The 20938-nt window shown below is 61.8% G+C and carries 20 protein-coding genes; 10 read left to right on the top strand and 10 right to left on the bottom strand.

The annotated features are described in order from the left end of the window. The first annotated feature begins 119 nt into the window (after positions 1-119). The 8 genes from L1073_RS08430 (at position 120) to L1073_RS08395 (ending at position 7044) form a co-directional block, all read left to right on the top strand. Complete coding sequence (locus tag L1073_RS08430; RefSeq protein ID WP_246898402.1) at positions 120-878, top strand: SDR family NAD(P)-dependent oxidoreductase; 759 nt, start codon at positions 120-122, stop codon at positions 876-878. 261 nt (positions 879-1139) lie between these two features. Beyond that, positions 1140-2249, top strand: a complete 1110-nt coding sequence (locus L1073_RS08425) for a LacI family DNA-binding transcriptional regulator (RefSeq protein WP_246898401.1) — start codon at positions 1140-1142, stop codon at positions 2247-2249. A gap of 56 nt (positions 2250-2305) precedes the next feature. Next, positions 2306-3319, top strand: coding sequence for a TRAP transporter substrate-binding protein (locus tag L1073_RS08420; RefSeq protein WP_246898399.1), 1014 nt, complete (start codon positions 2306-2308; stop codon positions 3317-3319). 54 nt (positions 3320-3373) lie between these two features. After that, positions 3374-3961, top strand: coding sequence for a TRAP transporter small permease (locus tag L1073_RS08415; RefSeq protein ID WP_246898397.1), 588 nt, complete (start codon positions 3374-3376; stop codon positions 3959-3961). Continuing rightward, a complete protein-coding gene (locus tag L1073_RS08410; protein WP_246898396.1) occupies positions 3958-5265 on the top strand; it encodes a TRAP transporter large permease in 1308 nt (435 codons plus the stop codon). Before L1073_RS08415 ends, L1073_RS08410 begins: the two co-directional genes overlap by 4 nt. Positions 5266-5446: 181 nt before the next feature. Next, positions 5447-6124: an HAD family hydrolase gene (locus L1073_RS08405; protein ID WP_246898394.1), complete on the top strand. Its 678-nt coding sequence runs from the start codon at positions 5447-5449 to the stop codon at positions 6122-6124. A 92-nt stretch (positions 6125-6216) separates the two neighbouring features. Then, positions 6217-6591, top strand: a complete 375-nt coding sequence (locus L1073_RS08400) for a translation initiation factor Sui1 (RefSeq protein ID WP_246898392.1) — start codon at positions 6217-6219, stop codon at positions 6589-6591. Between the two features lie 45 nt (positions 6592-6636). Further along, entirely contained in the window at positions 6637-7044 is a 408-nt protein-coding gene (locus L1073_RS08395; protein ID WP_246898390.1) for a YbaY family lipoprotein, read from the top strand. A gap of 50 nt (positions 7045-7094) precedes the next feature. Here the strand turns inward: L1073_RS08395 and L1073_RS08390 are convergent, their stop codons facing one another. Next, positions 7095-7997, bottom strand: coding sequence for an NAD-dependent protein deacetylase (locus L1073_RS08390; protein ID WP_246898389.1), 903 nt, complete (start codon positions 7995-7997; stop codon positions 7095-7097). A 135-nt stretch (positions 7998-8132) separates the two neighbouring features. On the opposite strand from L1073_RS08390, the gene L1073_RS08385 reads away from it, so the two are divergent. Continuing rightward, positions 8133-9017: a nuclease-related domain-containing protein gene (locus L1073_RS08385; protein WP_246898650.1), complete on the top strand. Its 885-nt coding sequence runs from the start codon at positions 8133-8135 to the stop codon at positions 9015-9017. A 21-nt stretch (positions 9018-9038) separates the two neighbouring features. Here the strand turns inward: L1073_RS08385 and L1073_RS08380 are convergent, their stop codons facing one another. The 6 genes from L1073_RS08380 to L1073_RS08355 form a co-directional block, all read right to left on the bottom strand. Continuing rightward, positions 9039-10082, bottom strand: a complete 1044-nt coding sequence (locus L1073_RS08380; RefSeq protein WP_246898387.1) for a LacI family DNA-binding transcriptional regulator — start codon at positions 10080-10082, stop codon at positions 9039-9041. A gap of 104 nt (positions 10083-10186) precedes the next feature. Further along, positions 10187-11293 (bottom strand): ABC transporter ATP-binding protein, encoded by a 1107-nt coding sequence (locus L1073_RS08375; RefSeq protein WP_246898385.1) that lies wholly within the window; start codon positions 11291-11293, stop codon positions 10187-10189. 72 nt (positions 11294-11365) lie between these two features. Next, positions 11366-12985: an alpha-glucosidase gene (locus L1073_RS08370; RefSeq protein WP_246898649.1), complete on the bottom strand. Its 1620-nt coding sequence runs from the start codon at positions 12983-12985 to the stop codon at positions 11366-11368. Positions 12986-13011: 26 nt separating this feature from the next. Next, on the bottom strand, positions 13012-13854 hold the full coding sequence (locus tag L1073_RS08365) for a carbohydrate ABC transporter permease (protein ID WP_246898383.1): 843 nt from the start codon (positions 13852-13854) through the stop codon (positions 13012-13014). A 1-nt stretch (position 13855) separates the two neighbouring features. Then, positions 13856-14824, bottom strand: a complete 969-nt coding sequence (locus L1073_RS08360) for a carbohydrate ABC transporter permease (protein WP_246898381.1) — start codon at positions 14822-14824, stop codon at positions 13856-13858. A 15-nt stretch (positions 14825-14839) separates the two neighbouring features. After that, the gene (locus L1073_RS08355) at positions 14840-16099 is read right to left on the bottom strand and encodes an ABC transporter substrate-binding protein (protein ID WP_246898380.1); all 1260 of its coding nucleotides are present in this window, start codon (positions 16097-16099) and stop codon (positions 14840-14842) included. Between the two features lie 311 nt (positions 16100-16410). Between L1073_RS08355 and L1073_RS08350 the strand changes: the two genes are divergently transcribed. Beyond that, a complete protein-coding gene (locus tag L1073_RS08350) occupies positions 16411-17961 on the top strand; it encodes a carbohydrate porin (protein WP_246898378.1) in 1551 nt (516 codons plus the stop codon). Between the two features lie 154 nt (positions 17962-18115). Here L1073_RS08350 and L1073_RS08345 read toward each other — a convergent pair whose 3' ends face one another. The 3 genes from L1073_RS08345 to L1073_RS08335 form a co-directional block, all read right to left on the bottom strand. Next, positions 18116-18370, bottom strand: a complete 255-nt coding sequence (locus L1073_RS08345; RefSeq protein ID WP_246898376.1) for a hypothetical protein — start codon at positions 18368-18370, stop codon at positions 18116-18118. Between the two features lie 116 nt (positions 18371-18486). Next, positions 18487-19824, bottom strand: a complete 1338-nt coding sequence (locus tag L1073_RS08340) for a deoxyguanosinetriphosphate triphosphohydrolase (RefSeq protein ID WP_246898374.1) — start codon at positions 19822-19824, stop codon at positions 18487-18489. 152 nt (positions 19825-19976) lie between these two features. After that, complete coding sequence (locus L1073_RS08335) at positions 19977-20840, bottom strand: isocitrate lyase/PEP mutase family protein (protein ID WP_246898372.1); 864 nt, start codon at positions 20838-20840, stop codon at positions 19977-19979. Positions 20841-20938 lie beyond the last annotated feature (98 nt).

Raw genomic sequence — 20938 nt, 5'->3', positions numbered from 1 at the left:
TCGGTGCGGGCGTTTTCGATTCATGGCGCGCACGCTTGAAACCTGGCATCCCGCCCCCAGTCAGTGCTCACTGACAGCGGCCCTCAGCGCTGCGCACTTTTCGATTCGGGAGCCACTCCATGTCCTCCAGCATTGCCCTCATCACCGGCGCCGGCCGGGGCCTCGGCCGCAGTATGGCGCTGCACCTCGCGGCCGCCGGCGTCGGCGTCATCGGTACCTACCGCCACCATCGCGACGAAGCACTGGCAGTCGCCCGCGAAATCGAGGCCGCCGGCGGCACGGCGGCGATGCTCAAGCTCGACATCGGCGATAGCGCCGCCTTCGCCGAATTCAAGGACAACGTCGCGGACACGCTGGAAAACACCTTCGGCCGCACGGAGCTGGACGCCGTGGTCCATAACGCGGGCGAGGGCATTCTCGCGCCCTACGAAGAGACCACCGAGGACGATCTCGACGCCCTCTACCGCACTCACTTCAAGGGGCCATTCCTGCTCAGCCAAGCCCTGCTGCCGATGATCGCCCGGGGCGGGCGCATCCTGAACGTTTCCACCGCCGCCACGCGTTTCGTGCTGGACAATCACTGCGCCTACTCGGCGATGAAGAGCGCGCTGGAGGTGACTACGCGCTACATGGCCAAGGAACTCGGCGAGCGCCGGATCACGGTCAACGCCATCGCCCCCGGCGCCGTGGAAACCGACTTCGCCGGCGGCGCGGTCCGCGACGATCCGGCACTCAACGCCCACTTCCGCGCAATCACCCCGCTGGGGCGCACCGCCAAGCCGGATGATATCGGCGCTGCGGTCGCGAGCCTGCTGTCGAGCGATTTCGGCTGGCTAAACGGCGAACGCATCGAACTCACCGGCGGACAATCGCTTTAATACCGTCCTTGAACGACCACAACAGGAAGCTTATCCGCAAGCCCGAGCACACAGTCCTGTATCCAACGCTCTTGGCACCATTCCAAGAAGTTGCCCCCTCTCTCGCCCACGCCATCCGGCTTGGGCGTTTTCGACACTGACGATACGTCCCGACACCTAAAACTCTGGTTGCATTTGGACCAAAGGTGAATAGGGATGCCGGGGCGACTCTTCTAGGCTGATCAATAGATTTGGATCGATCCTAAACGAGGCACTTCAGCCATGGCCAGATCCCCAGGCACCACATCATCCCCACGTGATCGCAGTGGCAAGCGTCAAAGCGTCACACTGCAGGACATCGCAGCCCATGCTGGCGTCTCACGTTCAACGGTTTCGCTAGTGCTACGAGAAAGCCCCTTGGTAGCGGAGGCCACCCGCACGCAGGTGCAGGCTTCGATCAAGGCCCTGGGATATGTCTACAACCGTGGTGCCGCAGCACTGCGTGCCAGCCGCACCTTTACCCTTGGCGTGGTCGTCTACGACATTGCCAATCCGTTCTTCGGTGCCATGGTCGCGGGTATCGACTCGGTACTGCATCGCGAGAACTATGTCTCGTTCCTGGCCAACAGCGAAGACTCCCCCGAGCGGCAGCAGCGCTTTCTGGAACGCATGCGGGAGCAGCGTGTCGACGGCTTGCTGCTATGCCCCGCCGAAGGCACCGATCCCGCACTGCTCACCCAACTGGCGGACTGGAACATGCCTTGCGTTCAGGTGTTGCGCCATATCGGCACGCCTCCGTTCGACTACGCTGGTACCGATTTCGAACTCGGCGTGCGTCAAGCCGTGGATCATCTGGTGACGCTCGGCCATCGGCGCATCGTGTTTCTCGGCGGCGAAGCCGAGCACTCCGCTACACGCACCCGTCATCAGGGCTATCGTGACGCCATGCACGCGCAGGGACTCGGCGAAGCGCAACGCATCGTGCGAGGGCCAGTGACACGCCGGACGGGTTTCGAGAGCATCCAGACACTGATGCAAGAAAGCCCTCGTCCCACGGCCGTGATTTGCCACAACGACCTGATGGCCCTGGGGGCCATGCTCGGACTCCAACGGCTGGGCCTGGTACCCGGCGAAGACTGTGCGGTCATCGGCACCGACGATATCGAGGAAGCGGCCCTGAGCCTGCCACCTTTGACCAGCGTTGCCACTCACCCTTTCGCCATCGGCGAGGAAGCGGCGCGCCTAGCCATGCGGCGCATTGCCAATCCTGGCGGCGCTCGCGAACAGGTGGTCCTGAAACCACGCCTGCAAGTACGGCACTCATGCGCGCCCATCCCCGCCTCTGGGGAAGCGCAATATCGACGATATCCACACGCCACTCTCGACGCCTGACCCGGACGTCACGCCAGACCGCCCAAGGCGGACACAACAATGAACGAGGTGACATCATGACTCAGTACTGGATCGATCCAAACGCAACCCGCCATCCCTTCACCAAGCGCGCCATCGGCGCCATTGCCCTCGCACTTGGCATGACAATAGCAAGTGGCGCCCAGGCACTGGATTTGCGCTTCGGCCATGGCGGTACCGAAGACACCGCTTATCAACTTGGCGCCGAACGCTTCAAAGAATTGATCGAAGACAAGACCGACGGAGATGTCTCCGTCACCATCCTGGGCAACTCCGTTCTCGGCCACGAAACCGAGATGTTCGAACAGCAGATGGCAGGCGCGCTGGATATGTCGATCATCAATCCCGGATTGATCACCGACTTCTCGCAGACCGCCAACGTGTTCTCGATTCCTTTCATGTACCGTGACGAAGCCCATTGGCGCCACGTTCTCGATGGCGAAGTTGGCCGCGATATTGCGGATCGCATCGAGGAAGAAACTGACGTCAAGGTGTTGGCCTTCTTCGGGGGCGGCAAGCGCCAGATCGTCAGCACTCGACCGTTGGAAAGCCTCGATGATCTTGAGGGCATGAAGCTTCGCACCAATCCAACCGAACCATTGATCGCGGCCTGGAAGGCCCTAGGCACCGAACCCACCGTCATGGCCTGGAAGGAGATCTATACCGGGCTACAACTGGGTGCCATCGATGGCCTCCTCAATGAGGCCGAGTGGATAGAACGCATGCGTTTCCATGAAGTGGCACCGCACATCGGGCTGTCCGAACATGACATCACCGTGCGCTTGCTGACCCTTTCGCAAATGACCTGGGATCGCCTCGACGATAGCCAACGCGACGCGGTCATGGCCGCCGCCCAAGAAGCAGCAAGCTACGCACGTAAGGTACAGCTCAAACAGGATGCCGAAGCGCTCGAGACGCTAAAGGAAGAAGGCGCCACGCTCTACCCCATGGATCGCGAACGCATGAAAGAGATCGTCGCCGAGCCGCTTCAGAAGGTGATCGACGACATGGGCCTGACCGAGCTGCATGACAGGATCGTCAACGTCGAGTAATCCCCCGGCCGGGGTGGATACCTCACCCCGGCCCTTGTCTCCGAGGGTTTCGCCATGCCCACATTGCTTACCGGGCTTGCCCGGCTAAACCGTGCACTCGAACGCCTGCTGGGCGTTGTATTGCTGCTGCTGTTGGCGGCCTTCATCGTGTTTATCGTCTATCAGATAGTCAGCCGTAACCTACCCATGCTGCCACGGCTGTACTGGACCGAGGAATTCAGTCGCTTCGCCTTCCAATGGCTAATCATGCTAGGCACGGCAATCGGCGTCTATCATGCCGATCACTTTGTGCTCGAAGCATTTCCGCGCGGTACGCGGGCCGACCTGGTGACTCGCCTGATCCGCGATATTGCCTGCTTCGCTGTAGGCGTGATCTTCATCTACTACGGCAAAGACTTCGCCATCTCCGGCCTACGCCGTAGCGCAACTGCATCCGGGCTGCCGATGATCTACGTCTATTCGGCGTTCACCGTCTGCGGCATATTCATCGTGCTGTTCAGCCTTGAGCGACTACTGCATGCCGCCCTCCACGGCATAAACTCGATGGAAGCCGCGCTCAACACCCCCAACGAACTCGATGAGCTAGAGAGTGCCGACGATGCGCCGCTCGCCAGCGAACAACCGCGAGGGAGGCGCTCATGATACCGATGGAATGGACCTTCGTACTGCCATGGCTGCTGTTCGCCCTGCTTGGCGTATTGATCGTCGCCGGCATCCCGATCGCCATGTCGCTGGTGCTGACCGCCTTCAGCATGATCGTGCTCGACCCGCGGCTGACCACGTGGGTGATGTTCCAGCGCATGTACAACGGCATGGACTCCTTCGTGCTGCTTGCTGTGCCGCTGTTCCTGCTCGCCGGCAACCTGATGAATTCGGCGCATATAACCGATCGATTGATTACCCTGTGCATGCGCCTGGTGGGCCACTTCAAGGGTGCCTTGGCGCATGTCAACGTGCTGGTCAGCATGCTGTTCGCCGGCGTCTCGGGATCGTCCACCGCCGATAGCGCCGGGGTGGGCACAGTGCTAATTCCGGCGATGAAGCGTGAGGGCTATCCGACGCATTTCGCGGTGGCCGTCACCGCCGCCTCGTCGGTGATGGGCATCATCATCCCGCCGTCGATCAACATGATCGTGTGGGGCGCGCTGACCAATACCTCGATCGCCGGCCTCTTCCTGGGCGGGATCCTGCCTGGCGTAATGATCGGCGTCGCACAATTGCTGCTCAACCTGCTCTACGTGCGCCGCTATGACGTCCCAGTGCGCCAGCGCGCAACGTTCTCCGAGTTAATGAGTTCGGGCAAAGATGGCTTGCTGGCAGCGGGGATCCCCATCGTCATCATCGGCGGTATCACCCTAGGCCTAGTCACGCCCACAGAGGCTGCCGTGATCGCCGTGCTCTACGCCCTGGTGCTGGGCTTCTTCGTCTACCGCGAACTGACCTTTAAGCACGTAATCGAGGCTTCGACCAGCACCGTACGGCTGTGCTCGCTGTCGCTGTTCAGTCTGGTCGGTGCGGCGATATTCGGCTACCTGATCAGCTTCTACCAGATTCCGCCCAAGCTTATGGCTGGAGTCACTATTAGTGATCCGACCACGCTGCTAGTCATCATGGCGGTGGTGATGCTGATTATCGGCACCTTCATGGATTCGCTACCAGCGATGGCGATCTTGGCGCCGATATTTCAGCCGCTGGCAATGCAGGCCGGTGTGCATCCGGTGCAGTTCGGGGTAGTCGGCGTTATGGCCCTGGGGCTTGGGCTCATTACGCCTCCCTACGGCCTATGCCTGATGATTTCGGCGAAGATAGGCGGTATCCCGCTGCTTAAGGCACTGGGCACGACGCTGCTCTACCTGGCGATGATGCTGGCAGTAATCGTGTTGCTGATCTTCTTCCCGCAACTGGTGCTGGCCATCCCGCGCTGGCTGACACCGGACTTCGTATAATCGCGGGCAATCGCTTTGAATACCTCCCCGGCCTTGCCATCATGACCGGGGGCAACTAAAGTTCTAGAGAACGTTTAAAAACATCGTTCTAAAACTCGGAACGTCTTTTCAAGACTGGGCGTCGCCTGCCGATATTTGGGACAATGAATGGTTTCATCCACTACGCCTTCGAGGCTCCACCATGTCTCATCCGCTATGCCTGCTATTCGATTGCGATGGCACCCTGGTCGATAGCGAACCCCTTCTCGCCGATGTCATGGCCGATGTGTTGACGCATGCCGGTTTGCCTTTCACCACCTCTCAATACATGGAAGAGTTTCGAGGCGTCAGATTCGCCAACATCGTCGCCGAGCTGGAGCGCCGTTTCGGTGCCCTGGACGACGCTACTCGAGACGCCGCCGAGGCGGAGATGCGCCGCACCATGCAGACGCGCATGAGTACCGAACTGCAACCGATTCCGGGGATCCGCGAAGCACTCGACAGGCTCACCGAGCACCCGCGCTGCGTGGCTTCCAACGGCCCCGAGCACAAGATTCGCCGCGCCCTCGACAGCACGGGCCTGCGTGCCTATTTCGGGGACCGCCTCTACAGCGGCTACACCATCGAGCGCTGGAAGCCCGATCCCGAATTGTTCCTGCATGCCGCACGCGAGATGGGGGTCGCGCCCGAACGCTGCGTGGTCATCGACGATGCCGATGTGGGCGTTGCAGCCGGTCTGGCGGCAGGGATGCGCACGATCCACATCAACCGCTTCCCCGAACGCGAGTCCACCCCCGAGGGCGCCATCGCCTTGCATAACATGCGCGATCTACCCAGTGCCGTGGCGCGGCTGGAACAGTTGGAAGCCGTACTCCACTGACTTTCACCGGGTAGCGTCCGGCGGATATCGTGCTCACCGGCAGGGCGCGTTATCATGGAAATATCGCGATACATCGATTCAGAGAGGCGCGCATGGCATCGCTGCAGGATCAGTTACGCGGACGGGTATACTCCACCGAACACGGCGAGACCTGCCCCGAGTGCCGGGCGCCGATCGCCGAGTGTCGCTGTGCCGAGGCGACGGAGGAAGCACGCCTGGCAAGCCTCGACGGTACCGTCCGCCTGCGCCGTGAGACCAAGGGACGCAAGGGCAAGGGCGTGACCCTGATCGAAGGCGTACCGCTCAAGGCCGACGAACTCAAGCCCCTGGCCAAGGTGCTCAAGCAACGCTGTGGTACCGGCGGCGCCATCAAGGATGGCATCATCGAGATTCAAGGCGATCAGCGCGACACGCTCAAGGCTGAGCTTGAAGCGCGCGGCTATCGCGTCAAATTGGCGGGCGGTTGAACGCTGCGTCAGCCGTTTTCCCTTTCCCTGCGCGAGGAGACTCCCATGTCCTTGCCTAATAGGCCGCGCGGCCTGACTGCCGCACTCATTGGTCTGATGCTGATCGGCCTTGTGGGCTGTGCCAGTGGCCCTGATTTCAATACGCTCGATGCTCGCGTTACCTTCGCTCAACCGCCCGAGCTGTCGGACGATGCCACCCTCGATGTAACGCTCAAGGATAGCGACGACAACGCCACCGTGGCGGAAAGCCGCTATACGCGTATCGACACTCCTACGACCGAGGTCACGCTGCAATATGACGACAGCGCCATCGAGGCAGCGCATAGCTACGTCTTGCAGGCCGAGGTGCGCGATCAAGGGCGACTGACACACCTCAACCGCGAGCGTGTCGACGTCTTCAACGGCGAGACTGGCGAGATACCGACCGTGACGCTGGAACCCGCTTCACCTTAGTGAGTCGACGCGCGAAGACAGCCAATGAGGCCAAGTAGTGCACGCACGGCTTAAGGACGAACGCCTGACGAGGGCCAGACCCCAGCGGCCGAGGCTCGAGATGTTGCTCCATCGGCAGGCGTCGCGGCCATGCTCTGCAGCGCGATATCCAGCGTCTCGCCCGCCGAGGCTTCGACCTTGAGGCTAAACAAGTCGTCGGCGCGCGTACGTCCCACGTTGATGCAGGCCATCGGCTTGCCCAATTCCGCCGCGCGGCGCGCGAAGCGATAGCCCGAATAAACCATCAGCGACGAGCCTACCACCAGCATCGCATCGGCACGCTCGAGGGCAGCGAAGACCGCCTCCACGCGGGGGCGTGGCACACTGTCACCGAAGAACACCACATCGGGCTTGAAGATGCCGTCGCCGCAACGCGCGCAGGACAGCAACGCGAAATCGCCGAAGTCGTCACGCGCCAGGTCGGCATCGCCATCCGGCCCGACGCTCGCCTCCAGGCCCGTCCAACGCGGATTGAGACGCGCCAGGGCGGCATGCACGGCATGGCGCATCTGGGTCGCGCCGCAGTGCATGCAGCGCACCACATCGGCCTGGCCGTGCAGATCGATCACCCGCCGCGATCCGGCGCGCTGGTGAAGCCCATCGACATTCTGCGTCACCAGTTGCTCGATGCGTCCGGCACGCTCCAGCGCGGCCAGCGCGTAATGCCCACGTCCCGGACGCGCCTCGGCGAGCGCCTGGAACCCCACCAAGCTACGCGCCCAGTAGCGACGACGTGCGATATCGCTGTGCATGAAGGTCTGATGGGTCATCGGTGGCGAGCGTTTCCAGGCGCCCTGCTCATCACGGTAGTCAGGAATACCGCTATCGGTGCTCATTCCGGCGCCAGTGAGTACGAACAACCGCGAATGACGTGAAAGAAAGGTCGCCAGTGACGACGCTGAAGAATCGGACATCGTAATCTCCCGGGCAAAGCCGATGCTTAATGATACAACTGACGTCCCGTCTCGCGACAAGCACGCATCGCCGATCGTCGGCAAGCTAGCTAGAATGGCCCTTTATGCAACACGTTCTCGACCAGGATGACCGTGATGGTTTGGCTGGAATACGTACTACCGATCATTTTTCTCGCCCCGCTCGGCGCCACCGCGCTCGTGGTGCTGGCACTGCGCCACCTGGAAGACGAGGCGCTGGTATCGCCCTATGACGGGCACACGCTACACGAGCCCGCGCAGTCGCTACGCGATCGTCTCGACCGTGCCTATGCCGCGCTCTTCCTGGATGGCGCGCTGGGGCCCATCATCACCCTGGCGCCTTTGGTCTACGGCATGGGGCGCATGCTGTTCGCCAACCGCCACAGTTGGCTGGAGTGGGCACTTTACGGGCTTTTGACCACCTTGCTGGCGTTGGTGCTGTGCTTTCGCTTGATTCGCGACGTCCAGCGCATTCGCCGCCTCAAACTGGGCCTGGCCTGCGAGCTGGCCGTGGGTCAGGAACTCGAGCGCTTGATCCGCCCAGAAGCGCACCCCTATTTCGTGTTCCACGATGTGCCCACCGACAGCGTCGCCATCGACCATATCGTGGTCACCCCGCATGGCGTCTTCGTGGTCGAGGTGAGCGCTCGGACGCCGCCGTTGGATATCATGGGCGAGGCCCGCACCCAAGTAACGGTAGCCGGGCAACGCCTGCGCTTTCCCGGCTGGCGCGAACGTCAATCCCTGGCACACACACGGATGGCCGCGAGCTGGTGCCGCCAATGGCTGACCCGCCACTCTCTGGGCGATATCGCCGTGCAAGGCGTACTGGTTCTGCCCGGCTGGGAGATAAAGATCGAGAAAGCCCCCAACGGGCTAATGGTCGTCAACGGTGAAGGACTCGCCGTCCTGCTCGACGGTACTCCGCTCAAGCCCATGAATGACGACGCGCACCAACGCGTCGTGCAGGCACTCGATCAGCGGGTCAAGGGCAACCTCTAGCTGTAAGTATACGATGAGACGCTAGGGAGAGGTTTCACCGATGATCAATTGCGTCGCGAGGCAATGATCCTTCATGGGGGTAAGACCCAAGACCATCGAGGCTGCCAAGCGTCCCTTGGCAACGCTATCCTGGCGAACCGTGGTTAGCCGCGGCGCTCGATACTGTCCTTCGGCGATACCATCGAATCCCGTAATGCGTAGATCCTCGGGAATGCGCAAACCGCGCTGCTCGGCCTGCGTCAATACAGTCAGGGCAATACGGTCCGACATGCACAACAGCAGGTCGGGGCGTTCATCGTCCGGTAGATCCAGAATCTCGGCAATGACGGGTGTGCACACCTCATGGAGGTTCTCCTCGATGTTCCACATCGGCACCGTGGCCGGATCAATGCCGTGCTCGACCAACGCTTCGTAGAAGCCGTTCAAACGTGAGCGGGTAATCGTCTGCGACTCTTTGTACAACGGCTGGTCGATAATACGACCGTTGCAAGGCTCGGCCGTCAGGCGCAGATTGATTATCGCGGGTCGTCGTGGCCTTTGGCGCAAGGTATGGCGTGCGATGTTCAGGCAAGCAAACTGATTGTCGATATGCACCGAAGCATGCCCGGCGATATCAAAGTCCACCGCCATCAGGGGCTTCTGGCGCGGAAACTGTTCCAGCATCTGCGGATCGGCCACCAGACCATAGACGATGAAGCCATCGGCCATACTCGCCGACTCCAGGCGCGCACCTTGACGAGCGGGAAGTAACAACAGGGTATGCCCATGCGCGTCAACCACCTCGGCGACACCGGCGAGAAACTCGCTGGCCACGGCATCGTTGAGGTTGTAGGTGAGACTCTCGGCAAGCACCACCGCAATGATCCGCGAGCGCCCGGTACGCAAGCTGCGACCTCGAGCATCAGGCCCTGTGTACCCCATGGCACGCGCTTCGCCGAGAATACGTTCACGTAGCTGTGGCGAAAGCTGGTCGGGGCGGTTGAAGGCGTTGGAGACCGTGGCGGTAGACACCTCGAGCCGAGCGGCCAGATCCTTGATGGTGATGCGGCGTGGCGATGGGGTCACAGTAAATCTCGTCAGAATCGAACGCAGGCAGCATACCTGCCTGCTCCGACACTCTCTAGCACGAAAGGCGACTCAGCCGAATGAGTCGCCCCATGCCAGCATTCTCAAGCGGCGTCACGTGTGCTTATCAGGGCCAATGCGCAACCGTCACTATCGAACAGGTGCACATTGGCAACTGACGGCAACAATGCAGCATGTTGTCCGATTTCCCAACAGCTAGGAGCCTCACTGCGGTGGATCAACAGGGTATCGCCGTCCTTGGGCTCGAAATAGATATAGACCTCATTGCCCAGGTACTCGACGTTAACGATCTCGAAGCTGTTGTCGCCGCTGGCTGGCGCCAGGCCGAGGTGTTCGGGACGTACGCCCAGGGTCAGCGCATCACCAGCACCGTGACGGCCGGGGTCCTGGGGCAGATCCAGTTCGCCAATGCCGTTCGCGTGCACCCGGCATCCCTCGGTCGTGCCGGCCACCATCTCGGCAGGCAGGAAGTTCATGGTCGGCGAACCGATAAAGCCAGCGACGAACTTGGTGAGCGGACGCTGGTAGAGCTCCTGGGGCGTTCCTACCTGTTCCACCTGGCCGGCATTGAGTACCACGATCTTGTCGGCCAACGTCATGGCTTCTACCTGGTCGTGAGTGACATAAATCACGGTGGCCCCCAGGCGTTGATGGAGACGAGCGATTTCATTACGCATCTGGACCCGTAACGAGGCGTCGAGATTCGAAAGTGGTTCATCGAACAGCAGGATGCGGGGTTCACGTGCCATGGCTCGCCCCATGGCCACGCGCTGACGTTGCCCCCCAGAGAGTTCCTTGGGCTTGCGGTGCAGCAGCTCTTCGAGTTGCAGGATCCGTGCGGTGGCCATCACCCGCTCCTCGATGGTTTCGTTGGCGGTCTTGGCGAGCTTGAGGCCGAAGGCCATATTCTCGTAGACCGTCATGTGCGGATAGAGCGCATAGGACTGGAACACCATACCCACGCCGCGCTCGCGGGGCGGCAGGTCATTGACCACCTGCTCGCCGATGCGCAGTTCGCCATCGGTGATTGACTCCAGTCCGGCGATCAACCGCAGCAGGGTGGATTTGCCGCAGCCGGAAGGACCGACAAAGACCACGAACTCGCCGTCGCCGATGCCCAGGTCGACGTCCTTGATGATGTGGTCGTGGCCGAATACCTTGTTGAGCTTGTCGAGCTTGACGCTTGCCATGGTTCTGCTCCTTGCCGGCCCCGCTCGGGGAGGTGCCCGTCGTGGACCGGCGATCTGTCGTGGTAGTACGCTTCAGACGACGAACCAGGCCGCCTGGTAGGGCGGCAGCCGCAGCGTGTCGTCGTCGGCGTCATGGAAGAAACCGTGTCCGTCGAGGGTGTCCTGGATCGCCAATGGCAGCCGCGCCTCGTGAACCTCGCCGGTGAGGTTGAATATGCAGAGGAGCGTCTCTTCGTCCGCTTGGCGGATAAAGCCGAGCAGCTCAGTGCCGACGTCGACGAGTTCGAGGTCGCCCTCGATCAATGCCGGATGGGCGGCACGCAAGGCCAGCAGCCGACGCGTGGTGTTGAGTACCGAGGTCGAGTCGTCCTGCTGGTGCGATACCGCCAACGGCCGGTGGCGCGACGCTATCGGCAGCCAGGGCTCGACGTTCTCGGTGGTAAAACCGCCCTGGGAGGTATCACGCCAGGGCATCGGCGTACGGCAGCCGTCGCGACCCTTGAACTCTGGCCACAGCACCTTGCCGTAGGGGTCCTGAATACGCTCGAAAGGCACTTCGGCCTCGGGTAGACCCAGTTCCTCACCCTGGTAGAGGCAGACGCTGCCACGCAGCGAGAAGAGCATGGCCAGGGCCACCTTGGGATAAGCCAGTGGGGCCTCGGTCTCGCCCCAGCGGGTGGCACTGCGCACTACGTCGTGGTTGGAGAGGGCCCAGCAGGGCCAGGCATCGCCGGCCAGACGCTGGAAGCGCTCGATCACCTCACGGATGTAAGCGGGCGAATGCGGTTCGTTGAGCAGATCGAAAGTGTAGGCCATATGCAGCTTGTCGCCGCCGGCGGTGTATTCGGCCATGCGCTCAAGCGGGTTGTCATCGCCGATCTCGCCCACCGTGGTGGTACCGGGAAACTCATCCATCAGCGCGCGCAGGTCCTTGAGGAAATCAAGGTTCTCCGGGCGGCTGATGTCATGGACGTGGCGCTGCCAGGTGTAGGGGTTGCTGTCCGGGGCGCCGAGGGTCGTGGCCTCTCCCGCTGGTACCGGCGGGTTGTCAGTGAGTGCGGGATCATGGAAGTAGAAGTTGACCGTATCCAGGCGGAAACCGTCGACGCCGAGCTCGAGCCAGAAGCGCATATTGTCGAGCTGGGCCTGGCGCGCCGCCGGGTTGTGGAAATTCACGTCCGGCTGGCTTTCCAGGAAGTTGTGCAGGTAGTACTGCTGGCGGCGTGAATCGAAGGTCCAGGCCGAGCCACCGAAGATCGACAGCCAGTTGTTGGGCGGCGTGCCGTCGGGCTTGGGGTCGGCCCATACGAACCAGTCTGCCTTGTCGTTGGTACGGTCCTGGCGGCTCTCCTGGAACCAGGGGTGCTGATCGGAGGTGTGGCTGATGACCTGGTCGATCATCACTCTGAGGCCCAATGCATGGGCACGCTCAAGCAGTGTCTTGAAGTCCTCGAGGGTGCCGAACATCGGATCGACGTCGCGGTAGTCGCTGATGTCGTAACCGAAATCCGCCATCGGTGAGGTAAAAAACGGCGACAGCCAGATGCCATCGACACCGAGTGAGGCCACGTAGTCGAGCTTGTCGGTGATGCCCGGCAGGTCGCCGATGCCATCGCCGTTACTGTCCATGAAGCTGCGCGGGTAGATCTGATAGATGACGCCCCCGCGCCACCAGAACGTTGATTCTTGCATCTTGGATTCCATCGATGACATGAGAGTTATCCTTTGACGGCGCCGGCGGTGAGACCGGAGACGATGCGGCGCTGGAAGATCATCACCAGGATGACCAGCGGTACGGTGACGGTGACCGACGCGGCCATGATCGGTCCCCAGGGCAGTTCGTGCTGGCTCCCTCCGGAGATCAAGGCAATGGCCACCGGCACGGTGCGCTGGCTGTCGGTCAAGGTGAAAGTCAGGGCGAACAGAAATTCGTTCCAAGCGGCGATAAACGCCAGCAGGCCGGTGGTCGCCATGGCCGGCCACATCAGCGGCAGGAAGACCTTGGTAATGGTTACCCAGGGGGTGGCGCCGTCCATGATTGCCGCCTCCTCGAGCTCCATGGGTAGTTGCTTCATGAAGGTGGTCAGTACCCAGACGGTGAAAGGCAGGGTGAAGATGGTGTAGCTCAGGATCAGACCGGCGGGATTGTTGTAGAGGCCAAGCCCCCGAATCACTTCGAACAGGCCGGAGAGCACCGCCACTTGAGGAAACATCGAGACCCCGAGGATCACCAGCATCACCGTGGTGCGGCCGCGAAAGCGTACCCGGCCCAAGGCGTAGGAGGCGGTCACCCCCAGTAGCAGGGCGATGGCCACCACGCTGATCGAGACCAGGATGGAGTTGAAGATGGCGCGCACGAAGCTACCTTGGCTGAAGATCGTCACGTAGTTGGAGACGTCCAGCGAATCCAGCCAGTAGCTCACGGTAAACAGCTCGCTGGAGGGCTTCAGTGAGGTGATCACGGCGTAGTAGAAGGGAAAGATGGCGTAGATCAGCACCACAGCCACCAGCACCCAGAAGCCGACCCGTGTGGCGAGCCTCCTGAATTGACGTGAGGTCATGTCAGTCGCCTCCCAGTTGCAGTTGCTTGCGGCCCACGTAGAGGTAGGCCACCGTGGCCAGTGCGATGATCAGGAACAGCAGGGTCGAGGCGGCACTGCCGTAGCCCACGTCCTGGAACTCGACCAACTGCTGGCGAGCGTAGATCGACATGGTCATGGTGTTGGAGGCGTTGGAGGTCAGCACGTAGATGACGTCGAACACGCGCAGGGCGTCGAGCATGCGGAAGATCACCGCCACCATCAGCGCCGGCGTGATCAGCGGCAGGGTCACCTTGAAGAACACCTTGATCGGGTGGATGCCGTCGACCTCGGCCGCTTCGTAGCAGTCCCTGGGCAGCATCTGCATCGCGGCCAGGGCGAGTAGGGCGACGAAGGGGATCGTCTTCCACACGTCAACCATGATCACCGCCCACATGGAGTAGGTGGCGCTGGCGGTCCAGGCGATGGGCGAGTCGATGAGGCCCAGTGCCATCAGCAGGTGGTTGATGATCCCGAACTGGTCATTGAGCATCCAGGCCCACATCTTGGCCGAGACGATGGTGGGGATCGCCCAAGGGATCAACACTGCGGCGCGTACCAGCATGCGGCCCCGGAACTCGGCGTTGAGGATCAGCGCGACGATGACGCCGAAGACCGCCTCCAGCGACACTGATACCACGGCAAAGAATACCGTATTCCACACCGAGCGCCACCACAGCGGGTCGGTGAGCAGGCCGTACCAGGCGCCGTTGTCGTAGACCAGGTAGTTCTCCAGGCCGATGAAGCTGGCATCACCCAGCGTCGAGAGAGTGCCGTCGGTGAGGCTGAAGTAGAAGGTGCGCAGCAGCGGCCAGCCGGCTACCAGAGCCAGGGTGATGAGCATGGGGGCAAGGAAGGTCCAGGCGGCGCGCACTCGTTGCCGGCGGACCTTCGTGCCGCGATAGGGGCGCGCCCTCTCGGGCGCGCGGGGGAGCGTGGTGGTGGTCGTCATGTCGGACTCCACGGATTATTTCCAACGACGCTTGAGGCGACGCAACTGACTTTCCAGCTGGGCCAGGGCGTCGGCGGCGGATGTGTCGCCGGAGAGCACGCTGTGGCTGGTGTCGAAGAAGGCGTTGGAGACGCGGCCGTAGCTCTCACCGGTCACTGCCGAGGGGCGCGCCACGGCGTTGGCGAAGGTATCGTAGAGGGTGCCGAAGAAGGGTACCGCCGTGAGCACTTCCTCATCCTCATACAGCGCCTCGAGGGTGGGGTTGTAAGAGCCCTCGATGGCGCGGCGTTTCTGCTCGGCCTTGCCGGTCAGGAACGCCACCAGATCGGCAGCCAGCTCGCGATTCTCGCTGTACTTGGAGACCGCCAGGTTCCAGCCGCCCAGAGTGGCTGCGCTCTTACCTTCAGGGCCGTGGGGCAGCTTGACCACACCGACCTTGTCGCGGACATCACTGTCCTCGCTCTGGGCCAGCGACCACGCGTAGGGCCAGTTGCGCATGAACACGGCATTGCCGCTCTGGAACAGGCCGCGGGCCTCCTCCTCGGTGTAGTTGAGCACGCCCTCGGGGGTGATGTCGTCGATCCACGTGGCGGCCAAGTCTAATGCCGCCACCGCACGCTCGTTGTTGATCGTGACCTGACCGTCCTCATCGACGATGGTGCCTCCGTCATGGCTGGCGACCCACTCCAGGGCATTAGTGGTCAGACCTTCGTAGGCGCGGCCCTGGAACACATAGCCCCACATCCCATCGTTGCCGGCTTCCCGTTCGGCAGCCTGAATCTCTTGGGCGATCTCGGTGAGCTCCTGCCAGGTCTCCGGCGGCTCATGGCCGTACTCCTCCAGCAGGTCCTCGCGGTAGTAGAGCACGCCAGCGTCGGTGAACCAGGGCATGGCAACCAGGCGCCCATCGACGGTGTTGTTCTCCACGATAGCCGGAAAGTGGCCTTCGGCGACGTCTTCGCCGAGCGTCTCGCTGAGGTCGAGCAAATGGTTGGCCAAAAGGCCCGGCCACACCACGTCGATCTGCATCACATCGATATCGCCGGAGTTGGCGGAGAGGATCTGCTGGTAAAGCGACAGGCGCTCGGTCGAGGAGTTGGGGGTAGAGATCACATCGACACTATGGCCGGTCTTTTCCTCCCAGGCCGCGACGCCCTCCTTGCAGAGCTGTAACTCGGCGCCCACCGCTCCGCAAGAGATGGTCAGGTCGGCAGCGTGAGCCTGGCCAACGGCGGCGCTGGCCAAGGCGATGAGGGGGATCAACTGACGTATCATGGCGCTTACCTCCGAGGTGGTTGTTGTTATCCGGATAAGGGGTAACTTTTCCGGGAAATATCGATATCGTGGTTGTAATCGAAAATAAACTTAAACGTTTAAGTTTTAAAAGATTAGCCTCCGCTTCAGCTCCCAACAACCTAGACTTTGGTGTAAAAAAAACGCCTTATCGCTGCATGATAGACATTGGTCGAATTTAGCTATGAAGGTTTTGAAGCTGAATACTTAAACGTTTAAGTTCCCGCTTTGCGGCCTCACTGATTCGAAGCGTTGAGCGTCGCATCGACAACAACCACAACGGGAGCCAAAGGATGTTTCTTTCACACCTGTCCACACGGACCTCACTCGCCGCAGCCGTTGCCCTGACGGCACTAGGCACCGCCGCTGTTGCCAATGCCGACATGTCCTCCGCAGAACTGGAAGCCCGTCTGGCCGAATTAGAAGATCGCGTCGCTGCCGCCGAGCAACGTGCCATCGCTGCCGAACAGCGGGCCAATGACACCGAGCAACGTACGGATCACACGAAAAGCCAAGAGAGTTCAGGCGCAGAGATAGAAAGCGATGGTGAAATTGAAGAGCGTCTGGCACGGATGGAGCGTTATATCGATGGCGAAGAAGGGTTTTCGTTCGAGGCCTATGCTCGCTCTGGTCTGCTAATCGGTGAGGATGGCAAGAGCGCACCGGGCGGCCCCTATCTGACACCAGCCGGCGGCACAGGCGGTGCAGTGGGTCGCCTGGGCAACGAGCCGGACACCTATGTCGAGACCACGCTCAATTACAAACAGCGCTTCGATAATGGCGCCCGGGCCAAGTACACCACGATGATTGCCGATGGAGTGAATACCAGCAACGACTGGACCGCCGAAGAGTCGGACCTCAACGTGCGTCAGGTCTACGCCGAGTTCAGCCACCTGCCCAGCTTCACCGGGACCTTCAAAAACGCTTCCATCTGGGCCGGTAAGCGTTTCGATCGCGACAACTTCGATATCCACTGGCTCGATAGCGACGTCGTCTTCCTTTCCGGTACCGGTGCCGGCATCTACGACATGGAATTCGCCGACGACTGGACCTCCAACCTGTCAGTCTATGGCCGCAGCTTCAGCGACTTCCCGGTGAACAGCGAGAACCCGGGCGACGATAGCGGCAGCACCGACAATCTGATTCTGACCTCCAATAACTACTTCGGTAACTGGCAGTGGATGATCAATGGCATGTCGGCCACTGATAACGATGAGCGCGATATTGAGGTAAGTCAGAAGGCGGCTGATGCAGGCTTCCATACGATGGTGGCTTATCACGGCGACAGCTTCTTCGGTCTAGCCGACGGTAATTTCAAGGCTGCGGTCATACACGGCCAGGGCCTGGGTGCCGAAGCCAAGGCTATCGGCGCCGACGGCGATCTAACCGACGAGGCACAGGCCACTCGACTGGGTCTCTACGGCACCACCTACCTGACGCCCCAGTGGCGCATCGCACCCTCGATCCTTGCCGAGACCAGCGAGGACCGTTACGCCGAGGGCGACCGGTACGACTGGGCGGGCCTAAACGTGCGCTTGGCCAACGAGCTGACAGCGAACTTCGAGATGCAGTACGAAGGCAGTTACCAGTGGATGGATCTCGATCCACAAGGCTACAACGGCAACAGTGCCGTCGATGGCGCCTACACCAAATTCACTATCGCACCGACTTTCAAGCCCCAGGTAGGCGGCTTCTGGCAGCGCCCGGAAATTCGTTTGTTCGCCAGTTGGAGCGATTGGGACAAAGAGCTCAATGGCTTCGCCAGCGGAGATGCTCTAGGCAACGACGACACCTTCACCGGAAGTGAGTGGACCTTCGGCACACAGATGGAAATCTGGTTCTAAAGCAACACCGTCTCTTCACCAACGCCCCCAGTCATACTGACTGGGGGCATTACAGCCGCGATCTCGAGCATCCACTCATACCCACAAGCTTGGTGACATCAGCGCATAAAGCGCAGCGAACCTCGCGACACGCCCCCGCACTCCCCTGAACAACTCATGCCGAGGCGTCGCTTCTGGGCGCCCCGACCAACTGTCCCAGTTCCCACAGCACCGCACTCTTGAGCACGGGCAACGGCTCGCCGGACAGACCACTGAGTACCACCAGACGATGGCGGCCTCCGGCCTTGGCCCCGCGACCGACATACCCTAACCATACGGGCAGAAGCACCGCACGCGGCGGCACCTCGCGCAGTGCCACGCGCCAGTGCCGTCGTGCCACCATGCGCTCCCAGAACCATAATCGTGTCACCGCCTCCGCCGAGGGCGGAGACGCCGCAGCCAATCTCAGCGACGCCGTCGGTACCTCAGCCTCGTACGCCCATCACCTCGCCGTAAACCTACAACGTATGGCGGGTGGCGAGCGCCTCACTCGCCGCGCAGGCGGCCGCCCATCTCTTGGGCGAGATCGACGGCGTAGTGGTCGGTCATGCCGCCGATGAAGTCGAGCATGCGCCGATAGCTGGCGTAGAGCGACCATGACGGCTTGGGGGTGTTCTCACCGATCAACGCCAGCACGCGCTGGTGCTTGAAGGACGATTCGCCGCTGTAATGCAACTCATACGCCGCGCCGATAAAGGCTTCGAGGAGGATGCCCAGCGTCGTATAGGCGCCGATTTCCAGCTTGGCCTTGCGTTCGTTCTGGAAGATACGCTCACGGGCGATCTGCTTGGCCGTGCCGACCCCCCAGCCCAGATCGGGATGACACAACTCGAGCAGGTCGCCCTCCAACGTGCCGTTCAGCAGCGCACTTTCATGCTGCACGAACACCGCCGCGACATCGTTCACCGCACGCTCCATCGCCGCGCCGCGCAACGCCGCGATACGCCGACGCTGGGACACGCCCCGGGCGTGCATGTCGTCATAGCCCGACGGCGCGCCCCCGGCGATCTGAATGAGTACCTCGGCGACTTCGTCGTAGCGCAGGATGCCCATCTCCAGGCCATCTTCGAGATCCAGCAGCGCATAGCAGATATCGTCGGCGGCTTCGACGAGATACGCCAGCGGGTGCCGGCACCAGGCAGTTTCGCCACGCGGCAACAAGCCCAGACGCTCGGCGACCTCGCTTAATTGCTCGCGCTCCGACTGGTAACAACCGAACTTGCCGGCCCGCGAGGCGCGCTCCACCGTCCACGGATACTTGAGCATCGTGCCCAGCGTGGCGGCGGTCAGGCGCATGCCGCCATTGAACTGGTTGTATTCGATCTGGGTGACGATGCGAAACCCTTGGGCGTTGCCCTCGTAGGTCAGCAGATCCTCACGCTCGGCCGGCGAAAGCTCGGCCAATAGCCCGCTGCCCTCCACCTCGGCGCGCTTGAACCAGTCGCGAATGGCATATTCGCCGGCATGCCCGAACGGCGGATTGCCGATATCGTGCCCCAAGCAAGCCGCCTGCACGATGACCCCCAGATCAGCGGGAGTGATCCAGGCCGGTAACCGCTCGCGCAACTGCTCGCCGACAATCATGCCCAGCGAACGCCCCACGCATCCCACTTCCAGCGAATGCGTCAAACGGGTGTGGATATGATCGTTGTCGGTCAGCGGATGCACCTGGGTCTTGCGCCCCAGACGCCGGAACGACCCGGCGAAGACGATACGGTCATGATCCTTGTGGAACGGACTGCGCCCGATCTCCTCGCGCGAGCCCCCGTGCTTGTCATTGAGACGCATCGGGTCGAGCAAGCGCTCCCATTGCATGGCGGTCATCGCACTCTCCGGCTATCGGTGGTCAAGGCGTCGGGCGTCGGGCTTCGGGCTTCGGGCTTCGGGCTTCGGGCTTCGGGCTTCGACAGCATTCTAGCTCGTGGCTCGTGGCTCGTGGCTCGTGGCTCGTGGCTCGTGGCTCGTCAGCGTAACGCTTATTCCTTGACATCCATATAATCGCGCGCCCAGGCACGATACTCGTCCAGCGTAGAGTAACGCGTGGACAACTGCGACGCGCTCAGCTCGCTGGCGGCGATATCGCGCTGCTCACGCAGGCAGTCGTAAGTGGCCTTGATGGCGGCGAAGTAGGCTGCGTGGCCGTTGACCACCACGCGCACGCCGAGCGCAGCCAGGCGCTCACGATCGCGCAGCTCGGGATTGCCGTAGGTGACCAGCATCAGTGGAATGTCCAGCGGCGCGGCGAGGCGCTCGAGATGCTCGAAATCACGCACGCCCACCAGGCAGATGGCATCCACGCCCGCCGCCTGATACGCACACACGCGCTCGACGGCGGCATCATCGTCGAGCTGGCCGGCGTTGGTGCGCGCGATGATCGCCATCGCCGGGTCGATGCGTGCCTCCAGGGCCGCACGCATCTTGCCCACACCTTCGTCGAGGGAAATCAAGTCGGTGGACTTGTGCCCGTATTGCGCCGGCAGCAGGGTATCTTCGATGGTCAACGCCGCTACCCCGGCACGCTCCAGCTCGGTGATGGTGCGCATGACGTTGAGCGCATTGCCGTAACCGTGATCGGCGTCGGCGATCACCGGCAGCCGCGTCACACGGCCGATGCGGGTCGCCTGCTCGACGAACTCGCTGAGCGTGATCAAGGCGAAATCCGGTGCCGCCAGCACCTGCAGCGAGGCCACCGAGCCCCCCAGAATGCCCACCTCAAAGCCCAGGTCTGCGGCGATGCGCGCCGACATCGGGTCGAACACCGAGGCGGTAAAAAAGCACTGATCGGACGCCAGCAAGGCGCGAAAGTCATTACGTAGATCGTGTTGCGAGGGGGTTGCCACTCGAGACTCCTATTGTCACGCGACGGCCGCACGGCGCACAGGGAGAAGCCCCCGCACGGCTGACGGCATTCGGATTGAACATGGCCAGCCTGGCTGGC

Origin of the sequence: Chromohalobacter nigrandesensis, assembly GCF_023061285.1 — a bacterium.
Classification (GTDB): domain Bacteria; phylum Pseudomonadota; class Gammaproteobacteria; order Pseudomonadales; family Halomonadaceae; genus Chromohalobacter; species Chromohalobacter nigrandesensis.
This window is presented reverse-complemented; position numbering and strand designations above follow the sequence as displayed.

Excerpts from the sequence above, each read along its gene's own strand:
- L1073_RS08430 (WP_246898402.1), top strand. The coding sequence starts at position 120 with ATGTCCTCCAGCATTGCCCTCATCACCGGCGCCGGCCGGGGCCTCGGC.
- L1073_RS08425 (WP_246898401.1), top strand. The coding sequence starts at position 1,140 with ATGGCCAGATCCCCAGGCACCACATCATCCCCACGTGATCGCAGTGGC.
- L1073_RS08420 (WP_246898399.1), top strand. The coding sequence starts at position 2,306 with ATGACTCAGTACTGGATCGATCCAAACGCAACCCGCCATCCCTTCACC.
- L1073_RS08415 (WP_246898397.1), top strand. The coding sequence starts at position 3,374 with ATGCCCACATTGCTTACCGGGCTTGCCCGGCTAAACCGTGCACTCGAA.
- L1073_RS08410 (WP_246898396.1), top strand. The coding sequence starts at position 3,958 with ATGATACCGATGGAATGGACCTTCGTACTGCCATGGCTGCTGTTCGCC.
- L1073_RS08405 (WP_246898394.1), top strand. The coding sequence starts at position 5,447 with ATGTCTCATCCGCTATGCCTGCTATTCGATTGCGATGGCACCCTGGTC.
- L1073_RS08400 (WP_246898392.1), top strand. The coding sequence starts at position 6,217 with ATGGCATCGCTGCAGGATCAGTTACGCGGACGGGTATACTCCACCGAA.
- L1073_RS08395 (WP_246898390.1), top strand. The coding sequence starts at position 6,637 with ATGTCCTTGCCTAATAGGCCGCGCGGCCTGACTGCCGCACTCATTGGT.
- L1073_RS08390 (WP_246898389.1), bottom strand. The coding sequence starts at position 7,997 with ATGTCCGATTCTTCAGCGTCGTCACTGGCGACCTTTCTTTCACGTCAT.
- L1073_RS08385 (WP_246898650.1), top strand. The coding sequence starts at position 8,133 with ATGGTTTGGCTGGAATACGTACTACCGATCATTTTTCTCGCCCCGCTC.
- L1073_RS08375 (WP_246898385.1), bottom strand. The coding sequence starts at position 11,293 with ATGGCAAGCGTCAAGCTCGACAAGCTCAACAAGGTATTCGGCCACGAC.
- L1073_RS08370 (WP_246898649.1), bottom strand. The coding sequence starts at position 12,985 with ATGCAAGAATCAACGTTCTGGTGGCGCGGGGGCGTCATCTATCAGATC.
- L1073_RS08365 (WP_246898383.1), bottom strand. The coding sequence starts at position 13,854 with ATGACCTCACGTCAATTCAGGAGGCTCGCCACACGGGTCGGCTTCTGG.
- L1073_RS08360 (WP_246898381.1), bottom strand. The coding sequence starts at position 14,824 with ATGACGACCACCACCACGCTCCCCCGCGCGCCCGAGAGGGCGCGCCCC.
- L1073_RS08355 (WP_246898380.1), bottom strand. The coding sequence starts at position 16,099 with ATGATACGTCAGTTGATCCCCCTCATCGCCTTGGCCAGCGCCGCCGTT.
- L1073_RS08350 (WP_246898378.1), top strand. The coding sequence starts at position 16,411 with ATGTTTCTTTCACACCTGTCCACACGGACCTCACTCGCCGCAGCCGTT.
- L1073_RS08340 (WP_246898374.1), bottom strand. The coding sequence starts at position 19,824 with ATGACCGCCATGCAATGGGAGCGCTTGCTCGACCCGATGCGTCTCAAT.